At 60.1% G+C, this 17,737-nt stretch carries 15 protein-coding genes and 1 tRNA gene; 13 read left to right on the top strand and 3 right to left on the bottom strand.

Going from position 1 to position 17,737, the window contains the following annotated elements; genetic code table 11:
- The first annotated feature begins 129 nt into the window (after nt 1–129).
- The 13 genes from BI343_RS15075 to BI343_RS15010 all read left to right on the top strand — a co-directional run bounded on the left by BI343_RS15075 (nt 130) and on the right by BI343_RS15010 (nt 13,393).
- Nucleotides 130–1,752 (top strand): DUF3369 domain-containing protein, encoded by a 1,623-nt coding sequence (locus BI343_RS15075; protein WP_244886670.1) that lies wholly within the window; start codon nt 130–132, stop codon nt 1,750–1,752.
- A 293-nt stretch (nt 1,753–2,045) separates the two neighbouring features.
- Nucleotides 2,046–2,984, top strand: coding sequence for a glycerophosphodiester phosphodiesterase family protein (locus BI343_RS15070; protein WP_071110289.1), 939 nt, complete (start codon nt 2,046–2,048; stop codon nt 2,982–2,984).
- Between the two features lie 501 nt (nt 2,985–3,485).
- Nucleotides 3,486–4,624 (top strand): IS3 family transposase gene (locus BI343_RS15060; RefSeq protein ID WP_422614097.1). Its coding sequence is split into 2 segments (ribosomal slippage): nt 3,486–3,741 and nt 3,741–4,624, totalling 1,140 coding nucleotides; the frame shifts between segments, so codons are not numbered across the junction.
- Between the two features lie 57 nt (nt 4,625–4,681).
- Nucleotides 4,682–5,521: an N-acetylmuramoyl-L-alanine amidase gene (locus tag BI343_RS15055; RefSeq protein ID WP_280513342.1), complete on the top strand. Its 840-nt coding sequence runs from the start codon at nt 4,682–4,684 to the stop codon at nt 5,519–5,521.
- A 155-nt stretch (nt 5,522–5,676) separates the two neighbouring features.
- A complete protein-coding gene (gene ampC / locus BI343_RS15050; RefSeq protein WP_071110288.1) occupies nt 5,677–6,840 on the top strand; it encodes a class C beta-lactamase in 1,164 nt (387 codons plus the stop codon).
- A gap of 551 nt (nt 6,841–7,391) precedes the next feature.
- A tRNA-Leu gene (locus tag BI343_RS15045) sits at nt 7,392–7,476 on the top strand.
- A 182-nt stretch (nt 7,477–7,658) separates the two neighbouring features.
- Complete coding sequence (locus BI343_RS15040) at nt 7,659–8,096, top strand: ProQ/FINO family protein (RefSeq protein ID WP_043626530.1); 438 nt, start codon at nt 7,659–7,661, stop codon at nt 8,094–8,096.
- A 120-nt stretch (nt 8,097–8,216) separates the two neighbouring features.
- Entirely contained in the window at nt 8,217–10,112 is a 1,896-nt protein-coding gene (gene htpG / locus BI343_RS15035; RefSeq protein ID WP_071110287.1) for a molecular chaperone HtpG, read from the top strand.
- A gap of 124 nt (nt 10,113–10,236) precedes the next feature.
- A complete protein-coding gene (locus BI343_RS15030; protein ID WP_071110286.1) occupies nt 10,237–10,653 on the top strand; it encodes a VOC family protein in 417 nt (138 codons plus the stop codon).
- A 67-nt stretch (nt 10,654–10,720) separates the two neighbouring features.
- Nucleotides 10,721–11,569, top strand: a complete 849-nt coding sequence (locus BI343_RS15025; protein ID WP_043626537.1) for a segregation and condensation protein A — start codon at nt 10,721–10,723, stop codon at nt 11,567–11,569.
- Nucleotides 11,566–12,375: a carbon-nitrogen hydrolase family protein gene (locus tag BI343_RS15020; RefSeq protein ID WP_071110285.1), complete on the top strand. Its 810-nt coding sequence runs from the start codon at nt 11,566–11,568 to the stop codon at nt 12,373–12,375. The genes BI343_RS15025 and BI343_RS15020 overlap by 4 nt, the downstream gene beginning before the upstream one ends.
- Before the next feature lie 67 nt (nt 12,376–12,442).
- A complete protein-coding gene (locus BI343_RS15015; protein WP_071110284.1) occupies nt 12,443–12,910 on the top strand; it encodes an OsmC family protein in 468 nt (155 codons plus the stop codon).
- Between the two features lie 15 nt (nt 12,911–12,925).
- Nucleotides 12,926–13,393, top strand: coding sequence for a thioredoxin family protein (locus BI343_RS15010; RefSeq protein WP_071110283.1), 468 nt, complete (start codon nt 12,926–12,928; stop codon nt 13,391–13,393).
- 39 nt (nt 13,394–13,432) lie between these two features.
- On the opposite strand, the gene BI343_RS15005 is transcribed toward BI343_RS15010, so the two are convergent.
- From BI343_RS15005 to sbcB, 3 genes are all read right to left on the bottom strand, one after another.
- Complete coding sequence (locus BI343_RS15005; RefSeq protein WP_071110282.1) at nt 13,433–14,260, bottom strand: undecaprenyl-diphosphate phosphatase; 828 nt, start codon at nt 14,258–14,260, stop codon at nt 13,433–13,435.
- A 165-nt stretch (nt 14,261–14,425) separates the two neighbouring features.
- Nucleotides 14,426–16,054: a methyl-accepting chemotaxis protein gene (locus BI343_RS15000; protein ID WP_071110281.1), complete on the bottom strand. Its 1,629-nt coding sequence runs from the start codon at nt 16,052–16,054 to the stop codon at nt 14,426–14,428.
- Between the two features lie 230 nt (nt 16,055–16,284).
- Entirely contained in the window at nt 16,285–17,703 is a 1,419-nt protein-coding gene (gene sbcB / locus BI343_RS14995) for an exodeoxyribonuclease I (RefSeq protein WP_071110280.1), read from the bottom strand.
- Between the last annotated feature and the right edge of the window lie 34 nt (nt 17,704–17,737).

The raw sequence follows: 17,737 nt of genomic DNA, 5'->3' as shown, positions 1-17,737 counted from the left end.
TTCAGAATCATTGCATAGCCGCAGGCACACAGAAAATCTGACAGGGCTCAATTTCCCAGGAGGACTTCGGAGAGATAAGTCTGAAGAGTGGTTTTGTATTCAAAATCAACTATCTCTTAAAGGAGTTGCATGCATTTCACGCGCTTCCACGAGATAGATGATATGAGCGAACGCCCCCCACCGGCCGATGAAGACGATTGGCTGCTCGATGACAGTCAGGACGAAAACCCCGAAACCCTGGCTGAAACACAAAAGCCTTGGAAACTGCTCATTGTGGATGACGAAAAAGACGTCCACACCGCCACCTGTCTGGCTTTGCGAGACGTGCGCTACAAAGGGCAGTCGATTACCTTCCTCAGCGCCTTCAGTGGAGAGGAAGGATTGGAAGTCGTGAAAGCGCATGATGACATCGCGCTCATCATGCTGGATGTGGTCATGGAAAGCGATGATGCGGGCTTGCAGCTGGCCCGACGCATCCGGGAAGAGCTGGCGAACTCCCTCACCCGCATCGTGCTGCGCACTGGACAACCTGGCCATGCGCCGGAACAGGACGTCATCCTGCATTACGATATCAATGACTACAAGACCAAAACCGAACTCACCACGCAGAAGCTGTTTACCACTACGATTGCCTCCCTGCGCGCGTATGAAAACCTGGTTTCGCTCGAAAAAAATCGCCAGGGTCTGGCCAAGATTCTGGAGAGCGCGTCAGACCTATATGAAATCCATTCTTTGCGCGAATTCGCGTCCGGCGTCTTGCGCCAAGTCAGTGCCTTGCTGGATATCGCGCCGGATGGGATTTTATGTATACGCAACGGGTCAGAACCGGGCTCGTCATTGCCTGAAATCCTGGCCGCATCCGGCGCTTACGAGCATCTGGCGGAAGTCGGCAATTTGGCCGGAGAGCCCAAGCTGGCCGCGCTGTTTGAACAAGTGTTTCGTGAGAAAATCCGGACTTTCCAGCACCCTTATGACATGCTGTATATCCCCGCTCGGAACAACCACGAGTTTGCGGTGCAATTTATGCCGCAACAACCGTTGGATGCAGTGGAGTGCGATCTGCTAGACGTATTCTGCCAACGCATCTCCGCCGCCTACGACAATCTCTACCTTTATCAGCAGCTGCGCAGCGCGCAAGCTGCCACTGTGGTGGCGCTGGCCGATCTGGCAGAGTTCCGCGACACCGACACTGGCGAGCATGTCCTAAGGGTACAGAAGCTGACTGACGCTATCGTGCAGGAAATGCGGATACGCAACCACTACCCAGACCTTATTTCGCGCGAATTCATGGACCGGATAGGCATGGCCAGCATCCTGCACGACATCGGCAAGGTGGCCACGCCGGATCACATATTACTCAAGCCCGGTAAGCTGGATCCGGACGAACGGACCATCATGGAGCTGCATGCCTCTATCGGTGAGCAGATTCTGGCTAAGTCGGCCAAGCTGGTGGAGGGCATCAGCTACCTGTCGCTGGGTTCAGAAATTGCCGGCGGTCATCATGAGCATTTCGATGGTACAGGCTATCCACTCCAGCTCAAAGGCCAGTCTATCCCGCTGTCAGCACGCATTGTGCAAGTGGTGGACGTGTTCGACGCGCTGCTGAGCAAGCGCCCCTATAAGATGCCATGGAGCCTGGAAGATACCATGCATTACATTAAGGGGCGTGCTGGTAGCCAGTTCGACCCGCTCGTGGTGGACGCCTTAGTTCATCTGGTGGACGAGAATCGATTGCCGGTTAAATTTAGCTAAAATTTCATCCGTGTCATCGGCGACATTCCTACATCACAGCCCCCAGCGCGCGCCATCGAAGCCCCGCCTCGCCCGCCCGCTTAATGTGTGGACTTTCATGCAGCTGCATGAAGGCCGTAAAAACGCGCTATGGCGGGCTTTTGCTGCGGGGGAGTGGGTGGCGTCGGTTTGTGCGTTTTTATGCGCTCTGTGCATGCAGCCCTGGCGAATTCAAGGCTTGTATGAAAAATTCACATGCGCCGAGAGTCGGTTTTGGCATACATTTATGATTTCAATCATATCTGAGCCATGAAATGCGACATCTTCAAAGTAAGGCAGCCCTGTTTGCCGCGTTGCTTGCAACGGCTGCTATCCCGAGTACTTTTGCTGAAACCGTGATTCCTACCTTGCCACAAATTGCGGCTCACCGTGGGGGTACGGCGGATGCGCCTGAAAACACGCTTGAAGCAATTCGTCTTGCCGTTTCCAACCGGGCTGACATCATGTGGCTGACAGTACAGTTGAGCCAGGATGGGGTGCCTGTTCTGTATCGCCCAGCCGACCTGGCTGTCTTATCCGATGTATCAGGGCCAGTCGCAGCACGCACGGCTAAAGACTTATCGCAGGTGAATGTAGGGTGGACGTTCAAAGGCAGCAAGGGTGACTATCCGTATCGCAAGCAACCTGTCGGCGTTCCTACTTTGAGCCAGGCTCTGCACGCACTGCCTGCAAACATGCCAGTGATTTTGGATCTGAAAGCCTTGCCGGCAGAACCGCTGGCATTGGCAGTGGCGAAGGTGCTGGACGAAGAACAGGCTTGGTCTCGGGTGACGTTGTACTCTACGGAGGTGGCCTTTCAGCAGGCATTTGCTTCATATCCCAAGGCCCGCATGTTTGAGTCACGCGATGCGACGCGGACGCGATTGGCAAAAGTTGCACTTAATGCAGGTTGCGATGCCCCGCCAAATCAGCCTATATGGGCAGGGTTTGAATTGAAGAGAAAGCTCAAGGTTGTCGAACAATTTACTTTGGGGGAAGGGGTGTCTGATGTGAATGCAACGATGTGGACGCCGAATGCCGTGGCGTGCTTCAGAAAGCATGCGCCGGTGAAGATTGTTGCCATTGCGGTGAATGATGCTGATGCGTATCGTCAAGCGGCGTGCCTGGGCATTGATGTGGTGCTTTCGGACTCTCCAAAACAGATGACAGCCATCCGGGATGGAATCCCCTCAAAATTGCAGTGCAATGGTTGAATTGGGTGGTTGTTTCTGTAACTTATTGTATTTAATATTTTTCTGACGGATTGCAAATCCGTCTACGCCGGTTCGATTCCGACCCCCGCCTCCAGATAAAACCCCGTAAGTCAAAGACTTACGGGGTTTTTCTATTTCCTGTTCAATTCCTTCCGGGCCGTTTTTGCCATCTTTTTCTGGTCAGTTCACTGCCAGCGCCGCAGCAGTATCTGCGGAAATAACTCCAGAAAGCGCGTTTTCATGCCTTATCAACCGCGACAGTCTGCGCAGCAAGCGTGAATTTAACGGTTGATCCTTAGTCAGACTCTATTCGATCAAGACAATCACCCATAGGCAGCAGGGTAAGGCCCATGGGCAAAGGAGAAGGCTCGATGATTAATCGCAGGCAGTTTCTGTATCGCGGCGGACTGGCGCCGCTGGCCTGCGCCGCTGATCTGCTCCCCTCAGCTCCTACCAATCAAAAGTAGAGAGAAGTCTGTCACTTGAAGGAAAATGACGGATATGAAGAAGAGCAGATACACCGAAGAGCAGATCATCGGCTTTCTCAAGCAGGCCGAACTCGGCATGGCCATCAAGGAGGTCTGCCGCCAGGGAGGCTTCTCTGAAGCCACCTTCTACAAATGGCGAAGCAAATACGGCGGCATGAACGTCGCGGAATTGCAGCGCGCTCGCGATCTGGAAGCCGAGAATGCCCGGCTCAAGAAGCTGCTGGCCGAAGCCCACCTCGATATCGAAGCTCTCAAGGTCGCCTTCGGGATAAAGCGCTAGCCCCGCAAGCCAAGCGGCAGGCCATCCGCATCATGCTAAGCAGCGGACTGGCATTGTCGGAACGCCGCGCTTGCCGGCTTGTGGGGCTTTCTCGAGACGCCTGGCGACATCCGCCGCAAACCGATGCATTCACGCATCGGCTGACCGCCCGCATCATCGATATCGCCCACACGCGCCGCCGCTTTGGCTATCGGCGAGTGTATGACCTGTTGCGCGCAGAGTTTCCGGGCATCAACCACAAGCGGGTGTACCGCTTGTATCGCGAACAAGGTCTGGCGGTTAGACGACGTAACCGTCGGCGTAAGCTGACCGGCGTGCGCACGCCGCTGCAAGCCGCTACACAGTGGAATGAGGTGTGGAGCATGGATTTTGTCAGCGACCAGTTAGCCAGTGGTCGGCGCTTGAAATGCCTGACGGTCGCCGATGACTTCAGCCACGAAGCGGTGCAGATTGCGGTGGATTTCTCGATGTCCGGTCAATACGTCACGCGGATGTTGGATCAGGCGGCGCAATTTCGCGGCTATCCGTCAGCGATCCGGACGGACAATGGGCCGGAGTTCACCAGTCGGGCATTCATGGGCTGGGCGCAAAGCCGCGGCATCCGCCACATCCTGATTCAACCAGGCCGGCCGATGCAGAATGGTTACATCGAAAGCTTCAATGCCAGACTCCGCGACGAATGCCTGAACGAGCATGTCTTTGATTCGCTGGCGGAGGCCAGGCAGATCATCTCCGCGTGGCGGGACGATTACAATCAAGTCCGTCCCCATGGATCGATTGGCCGGATACCGCCAGCGGAATTTGCGGCACGCCATCGCCAGGCACAATTAGCAAGCCAAAGATCAGCAGGTTCCACCACCATGCAAACCTAGGACTTCTCTCCTGATTGCTGGTATGGCTAGCGGGGGCAGATCACCGCCACGGGAGGCGTGCTGACGAACAGGGCATGGGCGGGAGAGGCACGGACGCCGGATTGGATCGATGAGTCGATAGCGTCGGCTAGCCATGATTCTCGCGTCCGGACGCTGGTGTTTCATTACACCGCCGTCGATTACCCGACTTCGCTGCGACTGCTGACCGACGCGCAGTATCGCGCCAGCGCGCACTATCTGGTGCCGGACGCCCAGACCCTTGCGCGCAAGCCTGCCGTGTTGCGTCTGGTGCCGGAGGCGCGGCGCGCCTGGCATGCCGGCGACAGCTATTGGCAGGGCGTGCGTTATCTGAATACCAGCTCAATCGGCATCGAGATCGTCAATCTGGGTTATCCATCGCCGCGGCAGGATGAATGGCCTTTGATGCAGCGGGCATGGTTTGACTTTGCAGAAGAGCAGATCGCTCTGCTTGGCAAGCTGGCGTCCGATATCGTGGCGCGGCACCAGATCCAGCCGAGCAATGTGGTGGGGCATTCGGACATCTCGCCGGGCCGCAAGGTGGATCCGGGACCGAGGTTTCCCTGGGAGCGGTTGCATCGCGATTTTGGCATAGGCGCCTGGCCGGACGATGAGGACATCCAGCACTTCCTGCCGCGGCAACCGGCGCAGTCGGATGCGGCGAGCTGGCAGCGGCGATTGTCGGCCTACGGTTACGATGCGCCGCAAAGCGGCGTGCTGGACGACGGTACGCGCGCGGCGATCGCGGCGTTCCAGATGCACTTTCGTCCGGCGCGCTTTGACGGCGAGCCGGATGCCGAATCGTCGGCCAGGCTCGATGCCCTGTTGCGCAAATATGTCGACCCTGAGCACGCCGCCGATAAAGCCGAGCATCCTTGAGGCCATAGGCGTGGTTACGCTGGTTACAGGGTAGGCGGTTTACGTCGCCGGCAGCGGTTTGTAATGTGGCGGCACGTTTTCCCTTTCATGGCATCGCGCCGCGCAGATCCTGTGGGGCGGGAGCCGATGCCCAGTCCGCCAAGGAGAGTTTCTCGATGCGTATCCAAAAAACGTCGGCGCTGGCCGGCTTGTTGGGCTGCCTTTTCCTGTATTCCGGTTTGACCAGAGCGGCAGAGAATGCGCCGCCGGCCATTGCTCAGGTGGTGGATGCGACGATTCCGCCCTTGATGAAGACGCACGACATCCCCGGCATGGCGATAGCGGTAGTGGCCAATGGCCGGACGTACTTCTTCAATTATGGTTTGGCATCGAAACAGAGCCGCCAGCCGGTCACTAGTGACACGCTGTTTGAACTTGGCTCCATCAGCAAGACTTTTACCGGCATCTTGGGCGGCTATGCGCTGAGCCAAGGCAAGCTGTCGCTGTCCGATACGGCCGGCAGCCGCTTGCCGGCGCTGCAGGGCCGCGCCATCGGCCAGGCTACGCTATTGCAATTGGCGACGTATACCGCAGGCGGCCTGCCGCTGCAGTTTCCGGATGCTGTAAACAGCGGGCAGCAGGCGATTGGGTATTTTCAGGCTTTCCGTCCGGCTTTCCCGGCCGGAGAGCGTCGCTTGTACTCCAATCCCAGCATCGGCCTGTTTGGTTATCTGGCGGCGCAAAGCCTGGGACAGCCGTTCGAGGAGGCGATGGAAAAGACGCTGTTGCCTAAGCTCGGACTGGGCAGCACCTATGTTCGGGTGCCGGCCTCCCAGATGGAACGCTATGCCTGGGGCTATGCCCGCGATGGCAAGCCGGTGCGGGTGAGGGCGGGCGCGCTCGACTCCGAGGCCTACGGCATCAAGTCCAGCGCGGCCGATATGGCCAAATACATGGCGGCTAATTGGGGCGATGTCCGCTTGCGCCAAGCGCTGGACGCCAGCCATGCCGCTTATTATCGGACGGGCGACTTGGAGCAGGGCTTGGGTTGGGAGGGTTACCGCTATCCGGTGAGCTTGCAGCGCTTGCTGGCCGGCAACGCCAATGAAATGGCTTTCCAGCCGCAGCTTGTCAGCTGGCTGACTCCTGCGCGACCGGCCAAGCAAGCGGTGTTGTTGAACAAAACCGGCTCCACCAATGGTTTTGGCGCGTATGTGGCGCTGGTGCCCTCGCGCAAAATCGCTGTGGTGATGCTGGCCAACCGCAATTATCCGAATGCGGCGCGCGTGACGGCGGCTTATCGCATCTTGGCGGTGCTGGATTCGGCAGAGCTGTCCTGATTGTCAGTATGTCAATAAACAGTGACGGCATGCCGCTTGGCTTCGGCTCGCTGTAGTGCTTGTCGAGTAGAGGGAAATTGCGTCGTGCTGTTTTGGATGTGGCGTGATTTCCCTGCTATTTAGGCTTTGAATCCTTGATATTGGATGGATTTTTCTCATTAAGCTGCTGTCTTTTTGTATATAAAAAATTAAAAATGTAAATTGCAGCTTTGTAATGATAATGAGTAGGATATCTGTATATTATTGGCTTGTAATGTTGATCCTTTCGATCGAGGACATTGTCTTCCCCGCGCCCAGCCGGGCCGACGCGCGTTGACAGTTTTTCCCTTTCTGGTTAAAGTGCTGCTCCACCCGCGTTGTGGCAATTCTTTAAAATCAGGCTGTTGTCTTCAGTGTTCCCGCTGTTACCTCTGCTGATCTGGAATTTCCTCCCAGTATCTGAATTTGCCAGACGCCTGCGGCTTTTTCGGGCGCGCGCGGCAAGGATTCTTGATATTTAAAATGCATTGTCAGTCCAGTTTTGCTGGGCTACAATCGCCTGCTCTGTAGCGGCCCCGGTGGTGAAATTGGTAGACACAAGGGACTTAAAATCCCTCGGCTTCGGCTGTGCCGGTTCGATTCCGGCCCGGGGCACCACGCTGAGTAAGGGCGCGATGATGATTCTGCTAGGCGGGCATGCTGTCAGGTTTAATCCGGCAGCCTTAAAATGACGCCAAGCGGCGCCCATCGTCTAAACTGGACAAGTGGCCGGTTGCATCACGCCTCTTGATTGGGCAGCATGCGCTGTCTTTAGCATCAATGGATCTAGATAGAAGTTCATGAAGCCAAATACTGAAACGGCACTCGGTGCTGCTCTCAAGTCTGCTGTTCAAAGCTTGTCCAAGAAAAAGCAGACCGAGATGATCGCAGATCATATTTACGGCAAGTTCGACGTGTTTCGTCAGTTCCGGCCCTTGGCGCTCGGCATACACGAGAGCCTGATCGCTTCGCTCCCCCAGTTCGACTCCGCCTTGATCTCGCGCGTGGTGGCCAACCACTGCCGCAAGCCGCGTTATCTGAAGTCTCTGGCGCGCGGCGGCAAGCGCTTCGACCTGAGCGGCAAGCCGCAAGGCGAGGTGAGCGCCGAAGAGAAACGCGCCGCCGAATTGCAGATGCAGCCGAAGAACGCGGCTCCGGCAGAAGAGGCCGCCCAGGCGCAGCCGGCTCCGGCTGACGCGGCGCCTGCGCAGCAGCAGGAAGGCCAGGCCGAATCCTGAGCCTGCTTGCCGGATCAAAAAGCCCTGTCTCTGGACAGGGCTTTTTGCATTTTGGGTCTTGAAATGCGCGGAACACCCACCATCTTGCCGCTATCGCCAACCTCAATAACATTGACGACCATGAGTGCACAGAAAGAAACCCTGGGTTTTCAGACCGAAGTGAAACAGCTGCTGAAGCTGATGATCCACTCCTTGTATTCCAACAAGGAGATCTTCCTGCGTGAACTGATCTCCAATGCGTCGGACGCGGCCGATAAGCTGCGCTTCGAGGGCATGGCCAAACCGGAGCTGTTCGAGGAAGATCCGGAGCTGAAGATTCGCATCACCTTCGACAAGGATGCCCGCACCGTTACCATCGCCGACAACGGCATCGGCATGAACCGCGAGGAAGTGGTGGCCAATATCGGCACCATCGCCAAATCCGGCACCAAGGCCTTCTTCGAGCAGCTGTCCGGCGACGCCAAGAAGGACGCCAATCTGATCGGCCAGTTCGGCGTCGGCTTCTACTCCGCCTTCATCGTGGCCGACAAGGTGACGCTGACCACTCGCCGCGCAGGCGAAACCGTGGCCACCCGCTGGGAGTCGCATGGCGAGGGCGAGTACACGCTGGAACAAGTGGAAAAGGCCGGCCGCGGCACCGAGATCGTGCTGCACCTGAAGGAAGGCGAAGACGAGCTGCTGAACGACTGGCGCCTGAAGGGCATCGTCCGCAAGTATTCCGACCACATCTCCATCCCGATCGAAATGAAGAAGGGCGCCGGCTACGGCGAGAACGGCGAAGTGACCAACAGCGACGAGCTGGAAGTGGTCAACTCTGCCTCCGCGCTGTGGACCCGTTCCAAGAACGACATCACCGACGAGCAGTATCAGGAATTCTACAAGCACGTCGCCCACGACTTCACCGATCCGCTGGCCTGGAGCCACGCCCGCGTAGAGGGCCGCCAGGAATACACCGAACTGCTGTACATCCCGTCGCGCGCCCCGTTCGACCTGTACGACCGCGAGCGCAAACAGGGCGTCAAGCTGTACGTGCGCCGCGTCTTCATCATGGAAGACACCGAAAAGCTGATGCCGCATTACCTGCGCTTCGTGCGCGGCGTGATCGACAGCAACGACCTGCCGTTGAACGTATCGCGCGAAATCCTGCAGGAAAGCAAGGATATCGACGCCATCCGCGCCGGTTGCGTCAAGAAGGTGCTGGGCTTGCTGGAAGACCTGTCAGCCAACCAGCCGGAGAAGTACGCCGCGTTCTGGAAGGAATTCGGCCAGGTGCTGAAGGAAGGCGTGGGCGAGGACTTCGCCAACAAGGAGCGCATCGCCAAGCTGCTGCGCTTCACCACCACCGCCTCGGAGAGCGAGGAGCCTACCGTCACGCTGGCCGACTATATCGGCCGCATGAAGGAAGGCCAGGACAAGATCTACTACATCACCGCCGACACTCTGGCCGCCGCCAAGAACAGCCCGCACCTGGAAGTCTTCAAGAAGAAGGGCGTGGAAGTGCTGTTGTTGACCGACCGCGTCGACGAATGGGTGGTCGGTTCTCTGTTCGAGTTCGACGGCAAGCAGCTGCAATCGGTCGCCAAAGGCGCGCTGGACTTGGGCAAGTTGGAAGACGAAGCCGACAAGGAAGCCCAGAAGCAGGTTGAGGAGGCGTCCAAGCCGGTGGTGGAAAAAGTGCAGAAGGCGTTGGGCGACAAGGTGAAGGAAGTGCGCGCCACCGCCCGTCTGGTGGAAAGCCCGGCTTGCCTGGTAGCTGGGGAACACGATATGAGCGCCCACCTGGAACGCATGCTGAAGGCAGCGGGCCAGAAGATAGAAGGCAGCAAGCCGACGCTGGAAATCAATCCGGAGCACGTGCTGGTGAAAAAACTGGCCGAGGAATCGGACGAAGCCCGCGCCGGCGATCTGGCCGCTGTGCTGTACGACCAAGCCTTGCTGGCCGAGGGCGGCAAGCTGGAAGACCCGGCCTCCTTCGTCAAGCGCATCAACAAGCTGATGCTGGAGCTGTCGGCCTGATAGCCTGGCAAGCCGCTAGAACATCTCCTGTTCCGAAGAAACCGCCCTTTCGCAGGGCGGTTTTTTTATTGCCATTCTCATACAATCAAGTTCCCGCTATTCCTTCCCCAAGCAGGAGCGTGGGATGAACCAAACCAGAGCCTTGCCAGGCGCCTATCCGTGCCTGTGTTACGACGATGCCGTTGCGGCGATGGCGTGGCTGCAGCGGGTATTCGGCTTCCGGCGGCGCTTCGCCGTGATCGAGGAGAGCCGAGTGCTGCACTCGGAGTTGAGTCTGGGCAACGCCGTGATCATGTTGTCCAGCCCCAAGCCCGAGCAACACTGGGTCAGCGCGCGCAGCGTGTCCGGGCTGGCCCAGGCCTTGTGCGTTTACGTGGCGGATCCTGCTGCGCATTACGAGCATGCCAAGGCGCAGGGGGCGCATATCGTGCAGCCGCTGAAGCGCGAGGATTACGGCGCCAGCGGCTATCAGGCGAGCGACCTGGAAGGCCAGCAATGGTATTTCAGCGACTATCTGCCGGGAGAGTATTGGGAGGACTGATTCTGGCAGCTTGAGACGAGGAGGCGGGGTGGCGCGGCCCGTCGCGGGAACTGGTATCCTTGTCGCCATGACTGCCGTATCTGATACCCCCGCCTCCGGCGATGCCGCCGACTTCCAACTGACTGCGCCGGAACTGCCGCCCAGCGTGCCGATTGCGCACGTCTTCGGCCAGCCGGTGCTGGAAGTGCCGCAAGACCTGTTCATCCCCCCCGACGCGCTGCAGGTCATTCTGGAGAGCTTTGAAGGCCCGCTCGATCTGCTGCTGTATCTGATCCGCAAGCAGAACCTCGATGTGCTGAACATCCCCATGGCGGAGATCACCGCCCAGTACCTGTCCTACATCGACGCGATGCAGCATGGGCGGCTGGAGCTGGCGGCGGAGTATCTGCTGATGGCGGCGCTGCTGATCGAGATCAAATCGCGCTTGCTGCTGCCGCGTCCGCAACTGGACGAGGACGGCGAGCCGGACGATCCGCGCGCGGAACTGGTGCGCCGCTTGCTGGAGTACGAGCAGATGAAGCTGGCCGCGCTGGAGCTGGACAAGATTCCGCAGGCCGACCGCGATTTCGCTTGGCTGGCGGTGCTGATCGAGCAATCGGCCGAGCAGCGCCTGCCCGATGTCAGCGCCGCCGACCTGCGCCAAGCCTGGATGGCCATCTTGTCGCGCGCCAAGCACCGCCGCCACCACAAGGTGGAGAAGGATGAGCTGTCGGTGCGCGAGCAGATGAGCTGGATTCTGCGCTACCTGGACGGCAAGGAGTATGTGCCGTTCGAGGAGCTGTTCGACATCGACAAGGGCGTGGCGCACTTGGTGGTCAACTTCATCGCCGTGCTGGAGCTGGTGAAGGAGGGCATGGTCAAGGTCAGCCAGGACGCGCCCTACCAGCCCATCTACGTGCGGATCGCGCTGGTATGAGCGTGATCCGCCTGGCCCTGGCGCAGCGCTGCGCGCCGGACGATCCATCCCGCCGCCTGCCGCTGCTGCGGCAGTGGTGCGGCGAGGCCGCGGCCAGCGGGGCGCATCTGCTGCTGTTGCCGGAAATGTGGTCCACCGGCTACGCGCCGGAGCGGATGGATCATGCCCATGCCTGGGACGACGGGGAACCGGCGCTGGCCGTAGTGGCCAGCCTGGCGGCCGAGCATGGTTTGGCCATAGGCCTGACCTATCTGGCGCGGCATCGCGGCGCCTTGCGCAACCGGCTGCGCCTGTACGGCGCGGACGGCGAGCTAGCCTTGCAATACGACAAGGTCCACATCTGCGATTTCACCGACGGCGCGGAAACGGCGCTGCAAGGCGGCGATGGCTTCGTCTGCGCCGATCTGGGGCTGGGCGCCGCAACCTTGCGCGTCGGCGCGATGATTTGTTACGACCGCGAATTTCCGGAGGCCGGCCGCGCCTTGATGCGGCACGGCGCCGAACTGGTATTGGTGCCGAATGCCTGCCCGATGCGCCACGATGCCGAGCTGGGCGATGTCCGTCTGCAACAGCTGCGCGGCCGGGCGCTGGAGAACCGCTGCGCCATCGCCTTGTGCAACTATCCTGCGCCGCAGTACGACGGCGCCAGCTGTCTGATCGACGCGCGCGGCCGTTTGCTGGCGTGGGCGGGCGACGGCCCGACGCTGCTGATGGCGGAGCTGGATCTGGATGCGCTGCGGCATTGGCGCGCGGAACAGGACGAGGTGTGGGGCGAAAGCGCCTTGAGACCATCCCGCTATCGTTGAGCTTGAAATGTCCTTGTCATTGCCGTGCTATGATCGGCTTCGACCAATCGGACAAGGAGCGGATGCGATGCCGCAACATCAGGCGGAAGTGTTATGGCGGCGAAACGGGCAGGACTTTCTCGACTGCCGCTATAGCCGCACGCATGTTTTGAAATTCGATGGCGGCGCCGAAGTAGCGGGGTCATCGTCGCCGCATGTGGTCCCCGCGCCATATTCCGATCCGGCCGCGGTGGACCCGGAAGAAGCGTTCATCGCCGCCTTGTCCAGCTGCCATATGCTGTGGTTTCTCGACATCGCCGCGCGCGCCGGTTTCCGGGTGGACGAATACCATGACGTCGCGGTGGGCGAGATGGGCAAGAATGAGGACGGCAAAGTCTGGGTCGCGCGCGTCATCCTGCAACCCAAGGTCATGTTTTTCGGCGACACGCCGCCGACGCCGGAGCGGCATGAACAGCTGCACCACGCCGCCCATGCCGAATGTTTCATCGCCCATTCCGTTAAAACCGAAGTATTGTGCCAGCCCCGCCTGGCTTGATTCCGGAGAATCCCCATGAAGAAACTGCTGATCCTGTTGTCGCTGTTTCTGGCGAGCTCCGCCGCGCTGGCGAGCGATCTGCCATATGACGAGAAGGCCGACGCCAAAGCTGAGTTGCAACAGACGCTGGCCGCCGCACGGCAAAGTCACCAACCGGTGCTGCTGATCATGGGTGCCAACTGGTGCGAGGACTGCCGGGCGCTGGATGCGGCGCTGAAGTCGGGCAAGAGCGCCGAGCTGCTGGCGAGGGAATTCAAGGTAGTGAAGGTGGATGTCGGCAATTTCGATCATAACCTCGACATCGACGCCGCCTACGGCCATCCCATCGCCAAGGGCATTCCTGCGGCGGTGGTGCTGTCGCCGGACAACCAGGCGATCTACGCCACCCGCGCCGGCGAGCTGGCCGACGCGCGCAGGATGAGCGAGACCGGGATCTACCAATTCTTCGAGCGCGTCAGCAAAGTCGGGCGGGATGCGAAGTAGGGCGGGCAGACCCGCAGGCTTTGCCGGCGGCGCGCGTTTTTAACCGGCGCTCCAGTTCACCAAGCCGGTTTGCCAGCTAGCCAGCACGATCAGGCCGAAGACGATGCGGTACCAGGCGAACACGGCGAAGCTGTGCGTCGAGATGAAGCGCAGCAGCGCTCGGATGGCGAGGAAGGCGAAGACGAAGGACGCGGCGAAGCCGACGGCGAACACGCCGATGTCGTCCGCGCTCAGCGCCTCGCGGTGCTTGATCAGGCTGTACAGCGAAGCCGCGCCCAGCGTGGGAATGCCGAGGAAGAACGAGAACTCGGTGGCCGCCTTGCGCGATAAGCCCAAAAACAGGCCACCGATGATGGTGGCGCCGGAGCGGCTGGTGCCGGGAATCAGCGCCAGGCATTGGCACAGCCCCACTTTCACGGCATCTTTCAGGCTCAAGTCGTCGACGGTCGCCACCGTCACTTTATGCTCGCGCTTCTCCGCCCACAGGATGATCAGGCCGCCGACGATGAAGGCGATGGCCACGCAGACCGGGTTGAACAGCACGGCCTTGATCTGCTTGGAAAACAGCAGGCCGGCGATGGCGGCCGGGATGAAGGCGATGACGATGCCGAGCAGCAGATTGCGCTCGCCGCCCGGACGGACGGCGCCGGCCACTGTATGGCCTATCTTGCGGCGATACTCCCACACCACCGCCAGCATCGCGCCCAGCTGGATGAATATCTCGTAGACGTCGCGCTTTTCCTTGTCGAGGAAGCCTAGCAGGTCGCCGGTCAGGATCAGGTGGCCGGTGGAGGAAATGGGCAGGAATTCGGTGATGCCTTCCACCAAGCCCATGATCAGGGAGTGGAACAACAGGATCGGGTCCATGGAATGTCGGTGCGATAGTTATGGTTGGGGTGGCGCGATTATAAATGAGAAACGCATGTCGTGTTGGCAGCTTGTTGCGGCATGGCCTTGCTATGCTGTCTGGAGATTGCCGGCGGAAAAAGCTGCGCCGAGAGGCGCAGCACGGTGCGGCTGAGGGTGGTTTGCTTAAAGCCGAAAGCGCGTCGCTACGCTTTGCAGATTGGCCGATAGCGCATTCAACTGGCTGGAGGTGGTGGCCAATTCCTGCACGGTGGCGTTGTTCTCCTCGGCCATGCGAGACACTTTTTCCATATCCTGCGCCAGGCTCAAGCTGGTGCTGCGCTGTTCGGTCAGCGCGCCGGTGATGCTGTGTATGGTGCGTATGATGGTGTCGGCGCTGGTTTCGATTTCCTTCATCGATAGCGATGCTTGTTCCGCGGTGCCGGACACGCCTTCCACGCAATTCAGGCTTAGACCCATGCTGTGCACCACCTGGCCCACGCCTTGTTGGATGGAGCCTATCATGGCGGTGATTTCCTGGGCCGAGGTGGTGGTCCGCTCGGCCAGCTTGCGCACTTCGTCGGCCACCACGGCGAAGCCGCGCCCGGTTTCTCCGGCGCGGGCGGCTTCGATGGCGGCATTCAGCGCCAGCAAATTGGTTTGGTCCGCCACATCGCGGATCACGGTGACGATATTGCCTATCTGCTGGACTTCACGCGTCAGGCTGTTCATCTGCTTCGCGGTATCATCCACCGAGGTGGTGACGAAGCGGATCTTGCCGACGGATTCCAGCACCTCGGTGCCGCCGCGATTGGCCAGCTGCCCCGCGGCCTGAGCCTGCTGCGAGGCCTCGCTGGAGTTGTCCGCCACCTGGTTGATGCTGACTGTCAGTTGTTCGATGGAGGCGGCGGCAGACGAGGTGGCTTCCGCCTGGGTCTGCGCGCCGTTGGCCACCTGTTGCGCCATTCCGGACAGCGCGCGCGCTGAATCCGATACCTGATGCGCGTTTTCCTGGATGCTTAGCACCATCTGGCGCAGGCCGTCCCGCATTTCCTGAATGTCGCGCGCGATCTGCATCGCCTCGTCGCGGGCGGGAGGGATGGGTTCGCTGTCCCCGGCCAGATTGCCCTGCTTGATCTGATGCACCAGATCGGCCGACTTGCGCAGCGGAGAGGTGATCAAGTGCGAGATCCACAACGCTACCATGACAGCCAGCAGCAACGACGCCAGCGCGGTGGCGAGCAGGATGATCACCGCGTCCCGGCTGGATTCCAGCGCGATCTGCATCGATTTATCCAGCCGGCCTTGTTGGCGGTCGCGCAGCGACAGCAGCGCGCTGATGAGATTGTTGTTGGAGGGCGCGAACTTGGTTTCCAGAAAATCGCGGGCGGCATCGCTTTGATGGTTGCGCATCAGCGCATACAAGGGTTCGAATAGCGGCCGTTGGGCATTCTGGGCCTCCCTGATTTTCGCGAACAAGGCCCTGCCTTCCGGCGTGGACAGCATCGGCTCCATTTTTTCCAGATCGGCGCGGTTGCTGGCGCGCAGGTCTTCTACCTGCTGGATTTTTTTCTCCACCATGTTCTTGTCGCGGGCCAAGACGCCATCGCGGACGCCGCGGCTGATGTAGAGCAGATTCAGGGCGATGCGTTGAGACAGAATGATCTTGGGGTAGCGGTCTTCTTTAATCTCGGTGATGTTGTCCTGAATGGTGTGCAGCTTGTTGTAGGCGACGACCACCACCACGCATAACAGCAGGATCAATAGCGAGAAACCGCCGAGCAGTTTTTGTCGAACGGTGAGTTGGTGCAGCATGCAGGCCTCCTGGTCGCATTTTTGATTCCCATATAAATGGTTCTAGCGCACTAGATAATGAAAATTCATAAGGGGAAATGCGTAGGGGGCAGAAAATGGGCCGAGGAACCGGCTGGTCGAGGGTGACAGACTCGCCCCGATAGCGCGGGATGCCTTGCCGGGCACGGGGCGGGAGCGTAACTCCGATGGCAGAGCGCGCCTGCGCTCCGCCAGTCATCGCTTACTGGGCCTTAGTCGAGTTCGGTTTGCAGATTCGCGGCATAATCCGCCACTTGCCGCAACAGCTGCCTATGCTCGGGCGGCAGCTCGCTTGCCTCCAGCTCGGCCATTTCCCTTTGGAAGCCTGGCAGGGCGGCGGCCAGCCGTTCCCGGCACCATTGCTTCCAGCGCCGCTGCTCGCTGTCGGACAAGGAGTCCGGGAAGTTGCGGGCGCGGTAGCGGAACAGCAGTTCCGCCAATTGCGGGTCTTCAAACAGCGCCATTTCGCCGGCCAGTTGCGGCGCGGACAGCCGGCGCATTTTCTGCAGCACCTTGCGGTCGTTGTTGGAAACGAAGCCGCCATACAGGTTTTCGTCCACGTCCAGCGGATCGCCGGCCTCGCGCTGATAGACGCGGCGCCACAGCGCGGACAGGTCCGGCAAGGTTTTCGCCGTTTCGGCGTGGCGGCGCATGGCCTCTAGGTCCATGCCCCAGCGCGCGGCGGCTTCCTCGGTCAATACTTTGAGATTGGCGACGACGAACGGCGACTTGTTGATGTGGATGGTTTTGATCGGCAGCCGTTGCGTGCCGGCAGGCAGTTCGTCGGCGCGGCTGAACAGGCGCAGGCGGATGTCGTCTGCGGTCAGACCGCGCAGTTCGGCCGGGTCGTGCGCCAGGTCCCAGACGATGACCTCGTTGGCGTTGGTCGGATGAGCGGCCAGCGGCCACACCAGGGCCAGGTTGCCGCGCTCGACGCCATACATGCCGGAGACGTGCAGCACCGGCTTGGGGTCGTGCAAGGACAGCTGTACCTTGACCGCATCCTTTTTGCGCAGAGTCAGGTAGTAGTCGAACAGCTTGGGCTGGCGCTGGCGGATCAATCTGGCCAGCGCGATGGTGGCCCGCACGTCGGACAGCGCGTCGTGCGCCGACTCATGCGCCAGGCCGTTGGCGGCGGACAGGTGTTCCAGCTTGAAACTGACGCGGCCGTCCTCATGCAGGGGCCAGACGATGCCGTCAGGGCGCAGCGCGTAGGTGGCGCGCACCAGGTCCAGCAGGTCCCAGCGGCCGCAGTGGTTCTGCCATTCGCGCGCGTACGGGTCGATCAGGTTGCGCCAGAACAGGAAGCGGGTGACCTCGTCGTCGAAGCGCAGCGAGTTGTAGCCAACGCCTATGGTGGCCGGCGTGGCCAGTTCGCGTTCGATCACGCCGGCGAACTCGTGTTCCGCCACGCCCTGCTGCCGGCACAGCTGCGGCGTGATGCCGGTCAGCAGGGTGGCCTGCAGCGTGGGCAGGTAGTCGGGCGCCGGGCGGCAGTACAGCATCACCGGCTCGCCGATTTCGTTCAGTTCGGCGTCGGTGCGGATGCCGGCGAATTGCGACGGGCGGTCGCGGCGCGGCACGGCGCCGAAGGTTTCGTAGTCGTGCCAGAAGAAAGTGTGGTTGGACATGGGGAAGCAGGCAATCGTCGATGCGGGCTATTGT

This window comes from Chromobacterium amazonense (assembly GCF_001855565.1).
Classification (GTDB): Bacteria; Pseudomonadota; Gammaproteobacteria; order Burkholderiales; family Chromobacteriaceae; genus Chromobacterium; species Chromobacterium amazonense.
This window is presented reverse-complemented; position numbering and strand designations above follow the sequence as displayed.